The organism is Tepidibacter sp. (assembly GCF_025210165.1).
Taxonomy (GTDB): domain Bacteria; phylum Bacillota; class Clostridia; order Peptostreptococcales; family Peptostreptococcaceae; genus Tepidibacter_A.
In genome coordinates, this window is sequence record NZ_JAOASI010000038.1 from 45,484 (window position 1) to 63,294 (window position 17,811).

A 17,811-nucleotide genomic window follows, 5' to 3' on the forward strand; every position below is an offset into this window, starting at 1 on the left:
AGATTTCTCTTTTTTTAGCCAAATAAATACAATATCTCATTGAAGTTAAAAATAGACTCTGATATCATATAAAATAAGACTTATTAATATATGTAGAATAATTGTAGTGTGAGGTGGTCCAATGAGGCTTATAAATATTAATTATATAGATGTTGAAAAATATGAATATTATGTAGCTAAAAGTATAAATTCAAATGGAGTTGTATTACTTCAACAAAATGTTAAGTTAAACCATAATTATATTAGTCAGCTTAAGTTAAAAGATATAAAATATGTTTATGTAAATGATGAAATATCAGAAGGTATAGAACCTAATGATACAATATCAACTGAAAAATATAGAGAAGTAAAAGGTGTTATAAAGGATCAGTTTAATATGGTCAAAAAAGGTAAAAATATAGGACTTAATATGAATATAATAAACAATACTGTTTCTGAAATGTTAGACATAATAACATCTAAAAGAGATATAACCTACAGTATAAATGAGATTAAAGTGACAGATGATTATTTATATGAGCATAGTTTAAATGTTATGGTATCGTGTCTTTATGCTGGAATTATTATGAAGTATGACAAGATAAAACTCCATAAATTGGCTTTAGGAGCATTGCTTCATGATATTGGAAAAGTTTCCATAAATCCAGATATTTTAAATAAGCCAGGAAAGTTAACGGATAAGGAAAGAAGTGAAATTGAGACACATCCTGAAATGGGATACAGATATATAAGTGATAATTATGGAGATGAAGTATCTGCTTTGAGTAAGCAAATTATTTTACAACATCATGAAAAGTGGAATGGAAAGGGGTATCCGAATCAATTGGCAGGAGATAGTATATATGAATTGGCTAGAATATGCTCTGTAGCAGATGTTTTTGATGCCTTGACAACAGATAGAGTATATAGAGAAAAAATGCCTATATATAAAGCTTCTGAATACATATATAGTTTAGGTTATAATGATTTTGACTTTGAAATAGTTAAATTGTTTTTATCTAGAATAGTAAAGTTTAAGGAAGGATCTATAGTCAAACTCTCTGATGGGTCTAAGGGTATTGTATATAACCAAAATAAGCATATGCTTGATAGACCTATAATCAAACTTCTTGCAGATAAAGATGGAAAAAATATAATGTATAAAAATATATTTGTAGACTTAATAGAGGAAAAGACTTTATTTATAGAGAAACAATTAGAAAGCATACTTTCTAATTAAGGAGATTTAAAGTGAAAGAATTTAAAAAAAATATACTGATAAGTTTGATTATAGCTTTTGTATCTCAAATATATATAAATATATTCAATGATGATTTTAGGGTATCTGCTGGAATAATATTTTTATCTATTATATTTATATTCTTTAAGAATATAAATATAATAGTAACTAGTGTTGTAACGGCGAATGTAGTATTTATTTTGAGGGTTATTATATTGTATTTTGAAGGAAATAGCTTTTATTATTCATTTAAAGTTAACTATCCAGTTATATTTTTTTATTTAAGTTTTGGAATGGTATTTAATTTGTTAAAAATTAGAAATCAGAAGAATATATACTTTCTGTTTACATCCCTTTGCATGAGTGAATTTGTTGGGAATTTAGTTGAAAGTTTATTTAGATATAATATGAATTTCGGTATACAAAATACAAAAGTTCTGATTATGGTGTGTTTAGTTAGAAGTTCTGTTGCGCTTGTATTTATAAATATAATAAAAGAATATAATATTTTGATAGAAAAAGAAGAACATGATGAAAGATATAGAAAATTATTATTTTTAATATCTAGTTTAAAAACAGAGATATATTTTATGAATAAAAACATGGATAATATAGAAGGGGTTATGAGCAATTCGTTTGAATTATATGAAAAACTAGATTCTTTAGATATAGATGATAGTATAAAAGCTATATCTCTTTCTATAACAAAAGATATACACGAAATTAAAAAAGATTATATAAGGGTTATAAAAGGGATAGAAGAAGTTACTCATATAAAAGCAAAGCATAAGGAAATGAGTCTTGTTTATATATTTAATATACTTGAAGACAGTACTATTAAGTATATGGATTCAATTGGTTCTAGTATAGAAGTGAATTTTAATATTGGACGGGATATAAAGGTTAAGGATCATTATATTTTGATATCTATACTTAGGAACTTAATAAACAACTCTATAGAATCTATAAATGATAAAAATGGGGTTATTGATGTTAGCTATTTTTGTGAGGATGACAAGTTTATTTTTATTGTATCAGATAATGGTAAAGGTATAAAAGATTCTGATAAAAATTATATATTTAATCCTGGTTTTTCTACTAAGTTCAATATGGACACAGGTGATATGAATAGAGGTATAGGACTTACTATTGTGAAAGAAATGGTTGAATCACATTTTAATGGATGTATAAGTATTAAATCGGAGTATCGGATAGGTACTACATTTGAAATAATAATACCTAAAGAACAACTAGAAAGGTGATTGAATGAAATTTTATATAGTTGATGATGATATAAGTGTTGTTAAGGTTTTAGAAAATATAATAGAGTATAAGAATTTAGGGGAAGTTATAGGGTATTCACTGAGTGGAGAAGAGTGTATAAAAGAAATATTAGTTAAAAACCCAGATATAGTTATCGTTGATCTATTAATGCCGTGCAAAAATGGTATAGAGGTTGTAAAAAATGTTAAAAATATTAAGCGTGATATTAGGTTTATTATGATATCTCAGGTATCATCAAAAGATATGATAGCAAAAGCATATAATAAAGGGATTGAGTTTTTTATAAATAAACCTATAAATATAATAGAGGTTGAAAAAGTTATAAATAATGTAAAAGAAAAAATTGAAATGAATGCTACCTTAAATAGTATAAAGGGAATGTTTAAAAATCTAGAATCAGATAATAAGAGTGCAAGTAAAAAGTCAGAAATTGCAAAAATTAAGTATTCTCTTTCAAAATTAGGGATAATAGGAGAAATAGGAAGTAAAGATATAATAAATATATGTGAATATATTATCACTAAAGGTGATAAATATTTAAATTACAAGGTTAGTGAGATGTGCAAAAAACTAAGCAATAATCCTAAAGCTATGGAGCAAAGAATAAGAAGAGCTATAAATAAAGCTTTAAATAATATAGCTAGTTTGGGAATTGAAGATTATATGAACAATGATTTTTCGACATATTCAAATTTGGTATTTAATTTTGAAGATGTAAAAACTCAAATGGACTATATAAGAGGGAAAAGTAGCGTATGTGGAAAGATAAGTGTTAAAAAGTTTATAGAAGGTCTAATAATACAAAATGAAATTATGTAATTGAATTATTGCATTTTACTGAAAAATGAAAAGTATTATTTTGAATATTTCAGTATTTTTTTGTATTCCCCCTATATCATAATATTATAAGATAAAAAATTAGGAGGGGAATATATGAAAAAAAAGCTTAGTTTAACAATGAAAATATTTATAGCTTTAGGGCTAGGACTAATAATGGGACTGATACTAAATTCTATGCCGTCAGGATATGTAAAAGATGCATTGTTAATAGACGGAATATTCAGATTGTGTGGTAAGGTATTTATAAATGCGATAAAAATGCTTGTGGTACCACTTGTATTTGTATCTTTAATTTGCGGAGCATCTGCAATTGGAGATGTTAAAAAATTAGGAAGAGTAGGGGTTAAAACTCTTGTTTTCTATATGATAACTACTGCGGTTGCTATAAGTATAGCCTTATTTATAGGTAAGTTTATGAATCCTGGTATTGGACTGGATATGTCTAATATAATAAAGCAAGAACCAACTATAGGGCAGTCAAAATCACTTGTTGATGTTATTATATCTATGGTGCCTACAAATCCTATAGCTTCAATGGCAAATGGACAGATGCTTCCTATAATAGTTTTCTCTTTATTAATGGGAGTAAGTATGGCCTTAGTTAGAGAAAAAGCACAACCTGTAATTGATATATTTGAAGCTTTAAATGAAATAGTAATGAAAATGGTTATGGTTGTTATGGAATTTGCACCTATTGGGGTATTTGCTCTTATAGCTAATACTTTTTCGAGAGTTGGATTAGGTGCTATGGCAAATTTAGCTAAATACATGTTAGCAGTTATATTTGCATTAATTATACATGCAATATGTACTTATATGGGAGTTCTTACATTTGTGGGTAGATTAAATCCTGTGGTATTTTTTAAGAAGTTCTTACCTGTAGCTGGAGTTGCTTTTTCTACAGCGTCAAGTAATGCAACACTTCCTGTAACTATAGAAGCTGTTGAGAACATGGGAGTATCTAAGAATGTTGCATCATTTACACTTCCTCTTGGAGCAACTATAAATATGGATGGAACAGCTATAATGCAAGGAGTTGCCTGTATATTCATATCGCAAGTATACGGAATAGATTTAAGTATGCAAGCTTTATTAACAATAATAGCTACAGCTACACTTGCATCAGTTGGAACTGCTGGTGTACCTGGAGTTGGACTAATTACACTGTCTATGGTTTTACAATCAGTAGGTCTTCCTGTTGAAGGTATAGCTCTTATAATAGGTATAGATAGAGTATTGGATATGTGTAGAACTGCTATAAATATAACTGGAGATTCAGTTTGTACAATAGTTGTGGCTAAAACTGAAGGCGAGTTTGATGAAGATATGTATTATAATCAAAAAGTAGTAGAAGAAGTTTTAAACTAAAATTCGCTAGAACAAAAAAATTATAATCATTTAGTATAGAAAAAATAAAGAGCTTAAGCCCTTTATTTTTTTGTGCATAAGCACAAAATAATACACATTAAAATAACGCTACTTTGTCAACGTTTTAATAAAACGTTAACTAAAAGTAGCTAAAATTTGTAATGTGTATTATTTTGGAGTTTGTTTTTTTAATCACTAGTAAATTGATAGTATAATGTTTAATTGACCTATATATTTAAAATATATGGTAAAATCATAGGTAGTATTTGGAATATTATCGAAGGATGAGGTGTGTCTTATGATGGTTTCAGAGGTGTTTGATATTCTACCAAGACAATGGGGGATTCGTGGAGATCCGTATTTATGGGATGAACTTAAAAAAGAATTGGATTATGATATTAAAAATATTACAGCCAAGCAATTTAGGGAAAGACTAATTACGTTGTTTGAAGAAAAAATAGGTAGAACACTTAATAGCGATGACATGGTATATATTGAAGAATATGCTAATGGTGGAATGTCTAGTGGACATATTGACATAGTAACATGGAGAGAAAGGCTAATTCCATTTTTAATTGATAACTTTGTTAAAGCGAAAGCAGGAACTGAAGATGAATAAAGTTGTGCATAGATATAATTAAATTTTATAATTTAGAAGAACAAGAAGAGTTGATTTGTGATGCTATTGAAATAAAGTTAAAGAATGAACAAGTTATATTTCTATACCCATCCTTTTATTTTGGAATTAATATAGGGAGGAAAAAAGGAAGTATGGAAATTAAATTTAGATAATAATGTAAAAATAAATGAATCCTATATAAAAATATCTAATTTATAGGAATATTGTTCAATAATTACCTATCTATAGATATAGTAATATCCAAAAATCACTAGATAAATGTTAAGAAAATTCGTTGTTTGACCGACAGGGAGTTTAGAATTTTTAGAATATTGAATAAGGTGTAATGCTTAGTTTTATTAAAAATATTTAATCTATGAGTGGTATTTTAATACCCTTAATTTGAGTTTAAGCAGAAATAAAAAAATAAGAGGAAAATTCCTCTTATTCTCTATTTTCTATTTTTATTATATTTTACTCTATCATTTTCATTTAATACTTTCTTTCTAAGTCTTATAGCATCTGGAGTGATTTCTACAAGCTCATCATCAGCTATGAATTCTAACGCTTCTTCTAGAGTGAATGTTCTAGGTGGAGATAATTTAACAGCATCATCAGAACCAGAAGATCTTGTATTAGTTAATTTCTTGTTTTTACAAGGGTTAACTGTCATATCTTCTTTTCTAGAGTTCATACCTATAATCATACCTTCATAAACCTCTGTGGTAGGATTTATAAACATTGTGGCTCTATCACTTAAGTTGAATAAAGAATATGCCATAGCAACACCTTTAGCTTGAGATATTAAAACTCCATTTAATCTTTGAGGTATTTCACCCTTGTACTCTTCAAATCTTGCAAATGAACGAACTATAGTACCTTCTCCTCTAGTATCGTTTATAAATTCACTTCTATAACCTATAAGACCTCTTGTAGGAACTATATACTCAAGTTTTGTGTAGTTGTTTTCAGATTCCATACCTTCCATAAGACCTTTTCTTAAGTTAAGCTTAGAAATTACAGTTCCAGAGTATTCATCAGGAACATTTAAGATAACTCTTTCAACTGGCTCAAGTAAAACTCCGTCTTCTTTATGCATTAAAACCTCAGGCTTTGAAACTGCAAGTTCGTATCCTTCTCTCCTCATACTTTCTATAAGTATAGATAAGTGAAGTTCTCCTCTACCAGATACTTTGTATCCATCAGTAGTATCTAACGCATCTACTCTTAATCCTACGTTTACTTCAAGCTCTTTTTCTAATCTATCTTTTAAGTGTCTAGTAGTTAAGAATTTACCACTTTGTCCAACGAATGGAGAATCATTAACGTAGAAGTTCATAGAAAGTGTAGGTTCCTCTATTTTTATCATTTCCATAGGTAATATATTATCTTCATTACAAAGAGTTTCTCCTATAGAGATATCAGATATACCAGATATAACTACTATGTCACCACTTTTTGCTTCTTTTTTAGCAATTTGGTTTAAACCTTCATATACAAACATTTTAGCTACTTTACCCTTACCAACAGAACCATCTCTTCTTGTGATAGCAACTGTTTGACCTTCTTTTAAAGTACCTTTATAAATTCTTCCTATACCAAGTCTTCCGATATAATCATCATAACCTAGAGCTGATACTTGCATTTGAAGAGATTCGTTATCGTAATCAGGATACACGTCTACATGGTTAAGTATAGTTTCAAATAAAGGAGATAAATCAGTACTATCATCATCTAATTCTCTCTTTGCAATACCATCTTTTGCAATACCGTATATAATTGGGAAATCTAATTGTTCATCATTAGCATTTAAATCAACGAATAAATCAAAAACCATGTCTACAACGTCTTCAGCCCTTTGATCTTTTTTATCTATTTTATTTATGAATAAGATAGGTCTAATTCCAAGCTCTAAAGATTTTTGAAGAACGAATCTAGTTTGAGGCATAGGGCCCTCGCTTGAATCTACAAGTAGTATAACTGTATCAACAGTTTTTATAACTCTTTCAACCTCAGATGAGAAATCTGAGTGACCAGGTGTATCTACTATATTTATTTTTACTCCATTGTATTGAATAGAACAGTTTTTAGAGTATATAGTTATACCTCTTTCACGCTCTAAATCATTACTATCCATTACACAATCAACAACTTCTTGATTCTCTCTAAAGACACCACTTTGACTTAAAAATGCATCTACTAGTGTAGATTTTCCTGCATCAACGTGGGCAATAACTGCTATATTTACAATATCTTGTTTTTTCGACATTTTAAACTCCCTTTCTTTAAAAATCGCATTCTTATATTGTACACTTAAATCTATGAATAAGCAAATAAAGTTTTTGAAATCCTAGTATTTACATATTATTAACATACTTAACCAAGCTATAACACTCATTTAACATTGATATAACAAATGAATAGTATTCTGAATATGTGGAAAAAATAATTTCTGAAATTTGAAAGGAGAATATTTTATGGGAATCATTAAAACTAAAATGAAAAAGCTATTATCACTAGGGATAATAGGAGTTTTATCGGTAGGAATGTTAACCGGATGTGGAGGAAAAACTCAAGAAACTGACAAAGGACTGGGTGGATCTGTAGCAATAGATGGATCAAGTACAGTATATCCTATAAGTGAGGCAGTAGCAGAAGAATTTCAGAAGATGAATCAAGGAGTTAAGGTTACTGTTAATTTTTCTGGAACAGGTGGAGGATTCGAAAAGTTCTTAGTTAAAGAAACAGACATAAACGATGCATCAAGACCTATAAAAGATAAAGAAATAAATAAGGCTAAAGAGGGTGGAATTGAGTACTTAGAACTTAAAGTTGCGTATGATGGATTATCTGTTGTTATAAATCCGGAAAACGACTTTGTAGATTACTTAACTTTAGAAGAGTTAACTAAAATATGGGAACCTAATAGTTCTGTTAAGACGTGGAAAGATGTAAGACCTGAGTGGCCAGCTGAGCGTGTAAAGCTTTATGGACCTGGAAGTGATTCAGGAACATTTGAATACTTTACAGAAGAAGTAAATGGTGAAGGTGGAGCTATAAGAGTAGATTATACTGCGAGTGAAGATGATAACGTACTTGTAAATGGTATAGCAGGAGATAAGTATTCAGTAGGATTCTTTGGGTATGCATATTATATAGAAAATAAAGATAAGTTAAAAGTAGTTCCAATAGATTCTGGAAATGGACCAGTAGCACCTACTGCTGAAACTGTAGAAAATGGAACATATGAACCTTTATCAAGACCATTATTCTTATATGTTAATAAAGAAGCTTTAAAAAGAGAAGAAGTTAAAGAATTTATAAAGTACTACCTAGGAGAAGGAAAAGAATTAGTTACTGAAGTTGGATACGTAAAATTACCTCAATCTGAGTATGATAATCAACTTTTTCAAATAGAGGAATAATAAACAAAAAGCAAACACTCAAGAATAATATATGGGTGTTTGCTTTTTTTACTAATGAGACTATTTTGAGTAACACGAATTTTACATAAAATTAACTAAGTTAACAAATAGATAATATGCACTTAACATTCATATAACAAATAAATAGTATTCTAAGTATGTCATTAAAAATATTGGAGGATGAAGTATGAAAAAATTAAATGAAAAAATAATAAAGTATATTTTATCTGGGTTTGGAATGGTATCAATATTTATAACTATTAGTATATTATTTATTTTGTTTAAAGAAAGTGCATTGTTCTTTACTGAGGTATCACCTATAGAGTTCTTTACAGGAAAACAGTGGACTCCTCTTTTAAAGCCTCAGCACTTTGGAGTACTACCATTAGTTAGTGGTACATTTTTAATCGTATTATTTTCGTCTATAATATCAATACCGATAGGACTTTTAAGCGCTATATATTTAAGTGAGTATTCAAATAAACAAGTTAGAAAAGTAATTAAGCCTATAATAGAAATATTAGCAGGAATACCTTCTATAGTTTATGGTTTTTTTGCACTTAATATTATTACACCTATACTTAAGAATATTATACCTCAAACAAATATTTATAATGCACTAAGTGCTGCTATAGCTGTAGGTATAATGACTATACCAATGGTATTATCACTAAGTGAAGATTCTATGCAGGCAGTACCTAAAAGCTTAAGAGAAGGTGCGTATGCTCTAGGGCTTACAAAATTAGAAGTTGTATTTGGAGTAGTAATTCCTGCATCTATATCTGGAATAATATCATCTTTTATATTGGCTATATCAAGAGCTGTAGGAGAAACTATGATAGTGGCACTTGCGGCAGGGTCAACTCCAAAGCTTACTTTAAATCCGCTTGAGAGTATTCAGACTATGACAGGATTTATAGTTCAGGTAAGTCAAGGAGATATAGCAAAAGGGACTATAGAAGCTCAAACTTTATATGCAGTTGCTATGCTTTTATTTGTTATGACATTAGTTATGAATATGTTATCTAGATATGCTGCTAATAAACTTAGGGAGGAATATTAATGGATGCAATTAATTTAGAAAATAAAGAAATTATAAATAAAAATTCTGACTATAATATGAACTTAAAAAAGAGAAAATTAATGAATAAATTATTTCACCTTATATTATTAGGATCTATATCATTTAGCATAATAATATTAGTTGCACTTTTTTCAGATGTTTTCAAAACAGGAATTTCTCATATAAATCTTGATTTTTTCTTAAATTATACATCTAGGATTGCAAGTAAATCAGGAATAAGAGCCGCAATACTTGGATCTTTATGGGTAAATATAGTAACATTACTAATTGCGTTTCCTCTAGGACTTGGATCAGCAATATACTTAGAAGAATACGCACCTAAAAATAAACTTACAAATATAATACGAGTTAACATAAGTAACTTAGCAGGAGTTCCATCTGTTGTATATGGAATATTAGGACTTTCTTTATTTGTTAGAACTTTTGGATTTGGAAGAAGTATTTTATCTGCATCTTTAACTATGGCTTTGTTAATACTTCCTATAATAATAGTTTCATCCCAAGAAGCATTAAAAACAGTCCCTAAGGAGTTAAAGGAAGCATCGTATGCATTAGGTGCTACTAAATGGGATACAATAACAGGAGCTATTATTCCCTATGCTATGCCTGGTATATTAACAGGAACGATACTTGCTGTATCAAGAGCTATAGGAGAGGCAGCTCCCCTTGTAGTTGTTGGAGGAGCAGCTGGTATTTGGTTCTCTCCAAAGGGGATATTTGATGAATTTACAACTCTACCTCTTCAAATATATAACTGGGCATCAAAGCCTCAAGCAGAATTTCAAAATGTTGCATCAGCAGGAATATTAGTTTTACTGATGGTTTTAGTATTGATAAATCTAGTAGCAATACTTTTAAGAAATAAGTACCAGGATAGGATAAAGAATTAGGAGGGAATTGAAATGGCAGTTAAAATGAAAGTAAGTGATTTAGATTTTTATTATGGAAGTTTCAAAGCTTTAAAAAACATTAATCTAGATATAGAAGAGAAGAAAGTAACTGCTTTTATAGGACCATCAGGATGTGGTAAATCTACATTCTTAAGAACATTAAATAGAATGAATGATTTAATAGAGGGAACAAAATTAGATGGAGAGATTGTACTAGATGGAGAAGATATATATTCAAATAATATTGAAGTAGAAGATTTAAGAAAAAGAGTGGGAATGGTATTTCAAAAACCTAATCCATTTCCAAAATCTATATATGAAAATATAGTATATGGACTAAAAAAGCAAGGTATTAGGGATAAAAAGAAATTAGATGAAGTTGTAGAAAAAAGTCTTCGAGGTGCTGCTTTGTGGGATGAAGTAAAAGATAGATTAGATAAATCTGCGTATGGATTATCGGGTGGTCAACAGCAAAGATTATGTATAGCAAGAGCTATAGCTATGGAGCCTGAAGTCATTTTGATGGACGAGCCAACATCTGCACTAGATCCTATAGCAACATCTAAGGTAGAAGACCTTATACAAGAATTAAAAAAAGACTATACTATAGTTATTGTTACTCATTCTATGCAGCAAGCAGCCAGAATATCTGATAATACAGCATTTTTCTTGATGGGTGAACTTGTTGAATTTGGAGAGACGAATAAGATATTTACAAATCCTCAATACAAAAAAACAGAAGATTATATAACTGGAAGATTTGGATAGGAGGCAAATTATGGTTAGAGAAAACTTTAGAACAGATATAAATGAATTAAAAGAAGATGTTTTGTTTATGATGGATAAAGTAGAAATTTTGATAGAAAAAGCTGTTGATGCACTTGTTAACAAAGATTTAGAACTTGCAAGAAGCATAGTAAAATTAGATGATGAGATAGATAATTGTATGTATGAAATAGAGGAAAAAGCTATAGAACTTATAGCCCTTCAACAACCAATGGCAAAAGATCTTAGAATTATATTTTCTGTGTCTAAGATAATAACAGATCTTGAGCGTATTGGAGATTTTTGTGTAAATATATCTAAAGAAGCTATAAAAATAGGAAAAGAAGAGCATATAAAAAAACTTGTAGATATACCTAAAATTAAAGAAATAATTATTAATATGATGAAAAACCTAAAAATAAGTTTTAAATTAGAAGATGCTGAGATTGCTCTTGAAGTGGGTAGAGAGGATGAACTTGTAGATGATTTATATAAAGATGTATATAGAGACATATTGAGCCTGATACATGAGAGTACAGCTTATACAAATCAAGGCACAAAACTACTCTTTGTAGGAAGATACTTAGAGAGAATAGCAGACCATATAACGAATATATGTGAGAGGATAATATATATTTCAAAAGGAGAAATAATAGAAATAAATTAATAGAATTTCCTTAAAAGTAAAAAAGTGTTAGTGTAGAAACTTTGCATTAACACTTTTATTTTAAAGATAAAAAATCTGAAAATTCTGAATATAATCAAGATTATTAAAACATGTATTTTTTAGGTTGAAAATTATTTTACAAGTTGTATAATTAAAGACAAAGGGGTATTGAAAAGGTATAGAAAAATAAAAACTAAAAATTTGATTTGGGGGTATATTTATATGTCAGTTATGGAAAGTATTTTAGAACAAGTTAAAAAAAGAAATCCTGGTGAAGTAGAATTCCACCAAGCGGTAGAAGAGGTTTTACATTCTTTAGAGCCTGTTATAGAAAAACACCCTGAGTTTGTAGAAGCTGGTCTTTTAGAAAGATTTGTAGAGCCAGAAAGACAAATTATGTTTAGAGTACCTTGGTTAGATGATAATGGAAAAACTCAAGTTAACAGAGGTTTTAGAGTACAGTTTAATAGTGCTATAGGACCTTACAAGGGAGGACTTAGATTCCATCCATCTGTTTATCTTGGAATTATAAAGTTTTTAGGATTTGAACAAATACTTAAAAATTCATTAACTGGACTTCCAATAGGAGGAGGAAAAGGTGGATCAGATTTTAACCCTAAGGGTAAATCTGATAATGAAATAATGAAATTCTGTCAAAGCTTTATGACTGAATTATATAGACATATTGGTCATGATTTAGATGTTCCTGCTGGAGATATAGGTGTTGGAGCAAGAGAAATAGGATATTTATTTGGACAATATAAAAGAGTTAAGAATGCTTATGAAGGAGGCGTTCTTACTGGTAAAGGACTTACATATGGAGGATCACTTGTAAGAAAACAAGCTACAGGATTTGGTCTTGTATACTTTACTGAGGAAATGCTAAAAGAGCATGGACATAGTTTTGAAGATAAAACAGTAGTAATCTCTGGTTCTGGAAATGTTGCTATATATGCTTGTGAGAAAGTTCAATCTTTAGGAGCTAAGGTAGTTGCTATGTGTGACTCTACAGGATATGTATACGATAAAGATGGAATAAAGCTTGATACAGTTAAGAGAATAAAAGAAGTTGAAAGAAAGAGAATTAGTGAGTATGTAAAGGATCATCCAGAAGCAAAGTATCATGATGGACAAAAAGGTATTTGGACTATTAAATGTGATGTAGCTCTTCCTTGTGCAACTCAAAATGATATAGATGTTAAAGAAGCTAAGCAGTTAATTGATAATGGAGTAATAGCTATAGGAGAAGGAGCTAACATGCCTTGTACAAATGAATCTGTTAATCTATTCTTAGACAATAAGGTATTAGTTGCTCCAGCTAAGGCTGCTAATGCTGGTGGAGTTGCAACTTCAGCTCTTGAAATGTCTCAAAATAGTATGAGATTATCTTGGACATTTGAAGAGGTTGATTCTAAGCTTCATAGTATAATGGTAAATATATTCAAATCATCTAAACAAGCTGCTAAAGAGTATGGAATGGAAGGAAATTATGTAGCTGGTGCTAATATAGCTGGTTTCTTAAAAGTTGCTGATGCTATGATGGCTCAAGGTATAGTTTAATACATATATTATATATAAGTAGTTTATATAAGCGAAAAATAAGGGTATTAAAATACCGGGAATGTGTTAAGTATTTTTATAAAACTAAATATTACATCTTATTCAATATCCTGAAAGTTCTAAACTCCCTAACGGTCAAACAACGAACTTTCTTAACGGATATTAAAACGATGCAATATAAGTTTTATACAAAAATACTTAAATCATTCTCTAACATTTTAATACCCTTATTAATGTTATTATATGAAACAGTATTAGAAGTCTATTAAATTTTAGAATTGCCACTAAATAAATAGAGTTTGAAAATATCAAACTCTATTTATTTAAGCTGTATGTATTTTAGGTATTTGAGGTATATCTTTTTGTTTATCATAATAACTATTTACTATATTTAAAGCCTCGTTAAATACACTGTCAAAGTCCTTAAACAATATGTCTTGGTTTTTATTATTTATAAAGCCACACTTTTTTAATACTTTAAGTGGTTGATACTGAATGTCTAGTATTAAAAGTTTTATTCCGTTTTTATCACATAAATCTTGAGTTGCTTCTAGTGCGTTATAGGCAGTTGCATCCATTGCATATACATTGCTCATTTTTAATATTAAGACCTTAGGAAGATCATTCATACTTTTCATGGTTTTTATAAATTTATCTGTAGCTCCGAAGAAGAATGCTCCATTTATTTCATATATGTAAATATCTTTAGGAATTTGAATTTTATATTCAAAAGCAGTTTCATCTACATCCTCATAAGTATAAGATACTGGTCTTATATCTGTAACATCTGCCATTCTCTTCATAAATAAGAAAGAAGAAAGCACAATTCCAACACATATAGATATTACAAGATCAAAAAATACAGTCAGTAAAAATACAGTTAAAAATACTAAAGAATCACTCTTTGGAAACTTGTGTATTTTTTTAAATACATCCCATTCTCCCATATTATATGAAACTACTATTAAAATAGCTGAAAGTGATGCCATTGGAATTAACTTTATGTAAGGCATTAAAATTATCATGAATAATATCAAAGTAATTGAGTGTACTATACCTGATATTGGTGTTCTGCCACCATTTTTTATATTAGCTGCTGTTCTTGCTATAGCTCCTGTTGCTGGAATACCTCCAAATAATGCAGAAGCTATATTAGCTAAACCTTGTGCTACTAACTCCATATTAGAACGATGGTTTCCTCCCACCATTCCATCTGCTACTACAGCTGATAGTAAAGATTCTATGCCTGCAAGAATAGCTATTGTTATAGCTGAAGGAATAAGAGTTATTATCATATTTATATTTAAGTTTGGAACAGTAATACTAGGAAGAGTAGAAGGTATATTGCTGAATTTGCTTCCTATTGTATCTATATTTAAATTAAAATAAATTGTAGCAAATGTACAAAAAATTATAGCTACAAGAGTAGATGGAACCTTTTTATTTATTTTAGGTAATAATATTATTATTAGTATAGATGTTACGCCTATTAATAAGCTTTGAATATTAAAAGAGTTTAGATTCTGGAAATAAACTATCCATTTATGCATAAACTCTGATGGAATATCAATATTAAGCCCTAAAAAATCTTTTATCTGAGTTGAAAAGATAGTTACAGCTATACCGCTTGTAAATCCTGTTGTTATAGGATAGGGTATATACTTTATCATGTTACCGCATTTAAAAATACCCATGAGAATAAGAAAGAATCCTGCCATAAATGTGGCTATAGTTAAACCTTCAATTCCAAACTTTTGTATAATTCCGTATACGATTACTATAAAAGCTCCTGTTGGCCCTCCGATTTGAACTTTACTTCCTCCAAGTAAAGATATTAAAAATCCTGCTATGATTGCAGTGTAAAGACCTTTTTCTGGTGATACACCAGATGCAATAGCTAAAGCTATTGAAAGTGGCAGAGCTATGATTGCTACGATTATCCCTGATATAAGGTCTTTTGCAAACTGTTCCTTGCTGTATGATTTAAAACACGTAAATAATTTTGGAACTAACATAAACACCATCCCTTTGACGTTAAAATATTATTGTATATTAAATACAACATATTATCATACACCTAAGATGAGAATATGTCTATGATAATTATAGATAAAGAGTAAATTGAGAATTGGGTGAAAATTGAAATGATAAAATTAGGGATTGTATCTTATTAAATATACTAAAACTTCTTAAACTCGCTAAAGCTCAGACATAAGAAGTTTTTTAACGTATATTTAAACGATACAAAACCTTAGTTGTATGAGTGGTATTCTCATAGACAGTTTTGATAACCCTCAGAAAACTAATTTAAAACTCAAATTATTTACTCAAATTTTCTACAGCCTTTTGAGAAAATTCAGTAGTCACTATCTTTTCATAAGGAGCCCTCTTATCTAATTCTCCAGCTAAATCTATTATATCCATTAAGTGATTCAAACCATCTTCCTTTAAAATAGTAGTTTCTGACCATGTATCTTGTGATTTATATCTTTTGACAACTACACTTAAATCTTCTATATCAGTATCTGGAAACTCACGCGATATAGAACGAGCTATTTCTTCTGAAGAGTGAGTTTTTACCCATTGCTGACTTTTATATATAGCATTTGTGAACTTTTGTATTATATCTGGGTTCTTTTTAATATAAGATTTTTTAGAGCTATAACATGTATACGGAAGATAACCGGACTCTTTGCCTATAGACGCTACTATATAGCCCTTACCTTCTTTTTCTAAAGAAGTAGCTACTGGTTCAAATAATGTAACATAATCTCCTGTTCCGCTTGTAAAGGCTCCAGCCATTACACTAAATTGTATATCTATTCTTATATTAACATCTTTTTCTAAGTCTAGGTTATTCTTCTTTAAAACGTATTCAAGTGTCATTTCTGGAACGCCACCTTTTCTTCCTCCGAGTATGCTTTTACCTTTTAATTTATCAAATGTAAAGTTATCGTCTTTTTCTCTACCAATTAAGAAGCTACCGTCTCTTTGGGTTAATTGAGCAAAGTTAACAGCGTAATCTTCTTTTCCTTGGTTATAGACATAGACAGAAGCCTCTGGCCCCATAAGACCTATATCAGCTTCGTTTGAAAGAAGCGCTGCCATAGTTTTATCTGCTCCTTTTGTATTTATTATAGAAACATCTAGACCTTCTTCTTCAAAAAAGCCTTCTGTAAGAGCTACATACTGAGGAGCATAGAAAGTTGAATGAGTAACTTCAGCGAGTGTTATTTTGGTTAAATTATTATTTGAACAACCTACAGTAACGAGCATTAATATCATTATTGATGATAATAGTAGTGCCCATTTTTTACGTATATTCATAAAATATCACCTCTTAATATAAGATTAGTTGTATTTTCAATATATTCATTAAAAGAATAATGGTTACTTCACCTACTTAATATAAAAAAATCTTTCTTTTGAAGATTTTCTTTGTCTACAATTTGAAGATGATTATAATTTTCTATTCGTTATAACAAAATTATATGAATACACATAGTATAGTACGAAGGGGTGAGAGTATGTATAACTATTATTATATGAATTATTGTTACGATAAGGCTAAAAAATCGTATCCGTCAATATATAAGGATGTATATCCTTATATATATAAATATTGTGAAGAGTATGATTTAGAAGAAAATCCTCATATGAATCCGTTTCCTAGTGATAAGAAAATAGAAAAAATTGTAGATAAGATATATGAAGAATATTCTAAAGACTGCTCGTTTAGAGAGGAAGATGATGATTTAACTAGGAGTAGAAGAAGATATGGAAGAGATATAATCACTATATTATTACTTAGAGAACTTTTAGATAGAAGAAGATATAGACCTCAAAGAAGAAGACGAAGAAAAAAAAGAAGACGTGATTATTATGGTTATTACTAAAAACTTGGCAGTTATATGCCAAGTTTTTTTTGGTGGAATATTGATGTATAATATAATTAACCCGTTGTGCTAGTTAAATTTTTCAAATAATAAAACTCCAACAAATATGAAAACCTAAAGTTAATCAAAAAACTTTTATAAAGGAGGCTTTCAATATGTTGGAGCTTAATAACTATTCTATCCAAAATATCGAA

The 17,811-nt window shown here is 29.3% G+C and carries 16 protein-coding genes; 13 read left to right on the forward strand and 3 right to left on the reverse strand.

The window, feature by feature from the left end; all coding sequences use genetic code 11:
* Nucleotides 1-121: 121 nt before the first annotated feature.
* The 6 genes from N4A48_RS06030 (at nt 122) to N4A48_RS06055 (ending at nt 5,503) form a co-directional block, all read left to right on the forward strand.
* The gene (locus N4A48_RS06030) at nt 122-1,219 is read left to right on the forward strand and encodes an HD-GYP domain-containing protein (RefSeq protein ID WP_293664942.1); all 1,098 of its coding nucleotides are present in this window, start codon (nt 122-124) and stop codon (nt 1,217-1,219) included.
* Between the two features lie 11 nt (nt 1,220-1,230).
* The gene (locus N4A48_RS06035) at nt 1,231-2,481 is read left to right on the forward strand and encodes a sensor histidine kinase (protein ID WP_293664943.1); all 1,251 of its coding nucleotides are present in this window, start codon (nt 1,231-1,233) and stop codon (nt 2,479-2,481) included.
* Between the two features lie 4 nt (nt 2,482-2,485).
* Complete coding sequence (locus N4A48_RS06040; RefSeq protein ID WP_293664944.1) at nt 2,486-3,322, forward strand: response regulator; 837 nt, start codon at nt 2,486-2,488, stop codon at nt 3,320-3,322.
* 114 nt (nt 3,323-3,436) lie between these two features.
* Nucleotides 3,437-4,711 carry a dicarboxylate/amino acid:cation symporter gene (locus N4A48_RS06045; protein ID WP_293664946.1) on the forward strand — a complete coding sequence of 425 codons (1,275 nt, stop codon included), beginning with the start codon at nt 3,437-3,439 and terminating at the stop codon, nt 4,709-4,711.
* 301 nt (nt 4,712-5,012) lie between these two features.
* Nucleotides 5,013-5,330 carry a hypothetical protein gene (locus N4A48_RS06050; RefSeq protein WP_293664947.1) on the forward strand — a complete coding sequence of 106 codons (318 nt, stop codon included), beginning with the start codon at nt 5,013-5,015 and terminating at the stop codon, nt 5,328-5,330.
* Between the two features lie 2 nt (nt 5,331-5,332).
* Nucleotides 5,333-5,503: a hypothetical protein gene (locus tag N4A48_RS06055; RefSeq protein ID WP_293664948.1), complete on the forward strand. Its 171-nt coding sequence runs from the start codon at nt 5,333-5,335 to the stop codon at nt 5,501-5,503.
* A gap of 278 nt (nt 5,504-5,781) precedes the next feature.
* Here the strand turns inward: N4A48_RS06055 and typA are convergent, their stop codons facing one another.
* The gene (gene typA, locus N4A48_RS06060) at nt 5,782-7,599 is read right to left on the reverse strand and encodes a translational GTPase TypA (RefSeq protein ID WP_293664949.1); all 1,818 of its coding nucleotides are present in this window, start codon (nt 7,597-7,599) and stop codon (nt 5,782-5,784) included.
* A 208-nt stretch (nt 7,600-7,807) separates the two neighbouring features.
* Between typA and N4A48_RS06065 the strand changes: the two genes are divergently transcribed.
* From N4A48_RS06065 to gdhA, 6 genes are all read left to right on the forward strand, one after another.
* The gene (locus N4A48_RS06065; protein ID WP_293664950.1) at nt 7,808-8,755 is read left to right on the forward strand and encodes a PstS family phosphate ABC transporter substrate-binding protein; all 948 of its coding nucleotides are present in this window, start codon (nt 7,808-7,810) and stop codon (nt 8,753-8,755) included.
* A gap of 187 nt (nt 8,756-8,942) precedes the next feature.
* Nucleotides 8,943-9,818 (forward strand): phosphate ABC transporter permease subunit PstC, encoded by an 876-nt coding sequence (gene pstC / locus N4A48_RS06070; RefSeq protein WP_293664951.1) that lies wholly within the window; start codon nt 8,943-8,945, stop codon nt 9,816-9,818.
* Entirely contained in the window at nt 9,818-10,729 is a 912-nt protein-coding gene (gene pstA, locus N4A48_RS06075; RefSeq protein WP_293664952.1) for a phosphate ABC transporter permease PstA, read from the forward strand. Before pstC ends, pstA begins: the two co-directional genes overlap by 1 nt.
* 12 nt (nt 10,730-10,741) lie before the next feature.
* A complete protein-coding gene (gene pstB, locus N4A48_RS06080) occupies nt 10,742-11,497 on the forward strand; it encodes a phosphate ABC transporter ATP-binding protein PstB (RefSeq protein ID WP_293664953.1) in 756 nt (251 codons plus the stop codon).
* Nucleotides 11,498-11,507: 10 nt separating this feature from the next.
* On the forward strand, nt 11,508-12,161 hold the full coding sequence (gene phoU, locus N4A48_RS06085; protein WP_293664954.1) for a phosphate signaling complex protein PhoU: 654 nt from the start codon (nt 11,508-11,510) through the stop codon (nt 12,159-12,161).
* A gap of 222 nt (nt 12,162-12,383) precedes the next feature.
* The gene (gene gdhA, locus N4A48_RS06090; RefSeq protein WP_293664955.1) at nt 12,384-13,721 is read left to right on the forward strand and encodes an NADP-specific glutamate dehydrogenase; all 1,338 of its coding nucleotides are present in this window, start codon (nt 12,384-12,386) and stop codon (nt 13,719-13,721) included.
* A 323-nt stretch (nt 13,722-14,044) separates the two neighbouring features.
* Here gdhA and N4A48_RS06095 read toward each other — a convergent pair whose 3' ends face one another.
* On the reverse strand, nt 14,045-15,736 hold the full coding sequence (locus N4A48_RS06095; protein ID WP_293664956.1) for a SulP family inorganic anion transporter: 1,692 nt from the start codon (nt 15,734-15,736) through the stop codon (nt 14,045-14,047).
* Nucleotides 15,737-16,040: 304 nt separating this feature from the next.
* Nucleotides 16,041-17,048 (reverse strand): ABC transporter substrate-binding protein, encoded by a 1,008-nt coding sequence (locus N4A48_RS06100; protein ID WP_293664957.1) that lies wholly within the window; start codon nt 17,046-17,048, stop codon nt 16,041-16,043.
* A 200-nt stretch (nt 17,049-17,248) separates the two neighbouring features.
* Between N4A48_RS06100 and N4A48_RS06105 the strand changes: the two genes are divergently transcribed.
* Complete coding sequence (locus N4A48_RS06105; RefSeq protein WP_293664958.1) at nt 17,249-17,617, forward strand: hypothetical protein; 369 nt, start codon at nt 17,249-17,251, stop codon at nt 17,615-17,617.
* The last annotated feature ends 194 nt before the right edge of the window (nt 17,618-17,811 follow it).

Coding starts and splice junctions, on each gene's coding strand:
- N4A48_RS06030 (WP_293664942.1), top strand. CDS start 122: ATGAGGCTTATAAATATTAATTATATAGATGTTGAAAAATATGAATAT.
- N4A48_RS06040 (WP_293664944.1), top strand. CDS start 2,486: ATGAAATTTTATATAGTTGATGATGATATAAGTGTTGTTAAGGTTTTA.
- N4A48_RS06045 (WP_293664946.1), top strand. CDS start 3,437: ATGAAAAAAAAGCTTAGTTTAACAATGAAAATATTTATAGCTTTAGGG.
- N4A48_RS06050 (WP_293664947.1), top strand. CDS start 5,013: ATGGTTTCAGAGGTGTTTGATATTCTACCAAGACAATGGGGGATTCGT.
- typA (WP_293664949.1), bottom strand. CDS start 7,599: ATGTCGAAAAAACAAGATATTGTAAATATAGCAGTTATTGCCCACGTT.
- N4A48_RS06065 (WP_293664950.1), top strand. CDS start 7,808: ATGGGAATCATTAAAACTAAAATGAAAAAGCTATTATCACTAGGGATA.
- pstC (WP_293664951.1), top strand. CDS start 8,943: ATGAAAAAATTAAATGAAAAAATAATAAAGTATATTTTATCTGGGTTT.
- pstA (WP_293664952.1), top strand. CDS start 9,818: ATGGATGCAATTAATTTAGAAAATAAAGAAATTATAAATAAAAATTCT.
- pstB (WP_293664953.1), top strand. CDS start 10,742: ATGGCAGTTAAAATGAAAGTAAGTGATTTAGATTTTTATTATGGAAGT.
- phoU (WP_293664954.1), top strand. CDS start 11,508: ATGGTTAGAGAAAACTTTAGAACAGATATAAATGAATTAAAAGAAGAT.
- gdhA (WP_293664955.1), top strand. CDS start 12,384: ATGTCAGTTATGGAAAGTATTTTAGAACAAGTTAAAAAAAGAAATCCT.
- N4A48_RS06095 (WP_293664956.1), bottom strand. CDS start 15,736: ATGTTAGTTCCAAAATTATTTACGTGTTTTAAATCATACAGCAAGGAA.
- N4A48_RS06100 (WP_293664957.1), bottom strand. CDS start 17,048: ATGAATATACGTAAAAAATGGGCACTACTATTATCATCAATAATGATA.
- N4A48_RS06105 (WP_293664958.1), top strand. CDS start 17,249: ATGTATAACTATTATTATATGAATTATTGTTACGATAAGGCTAAAAAA.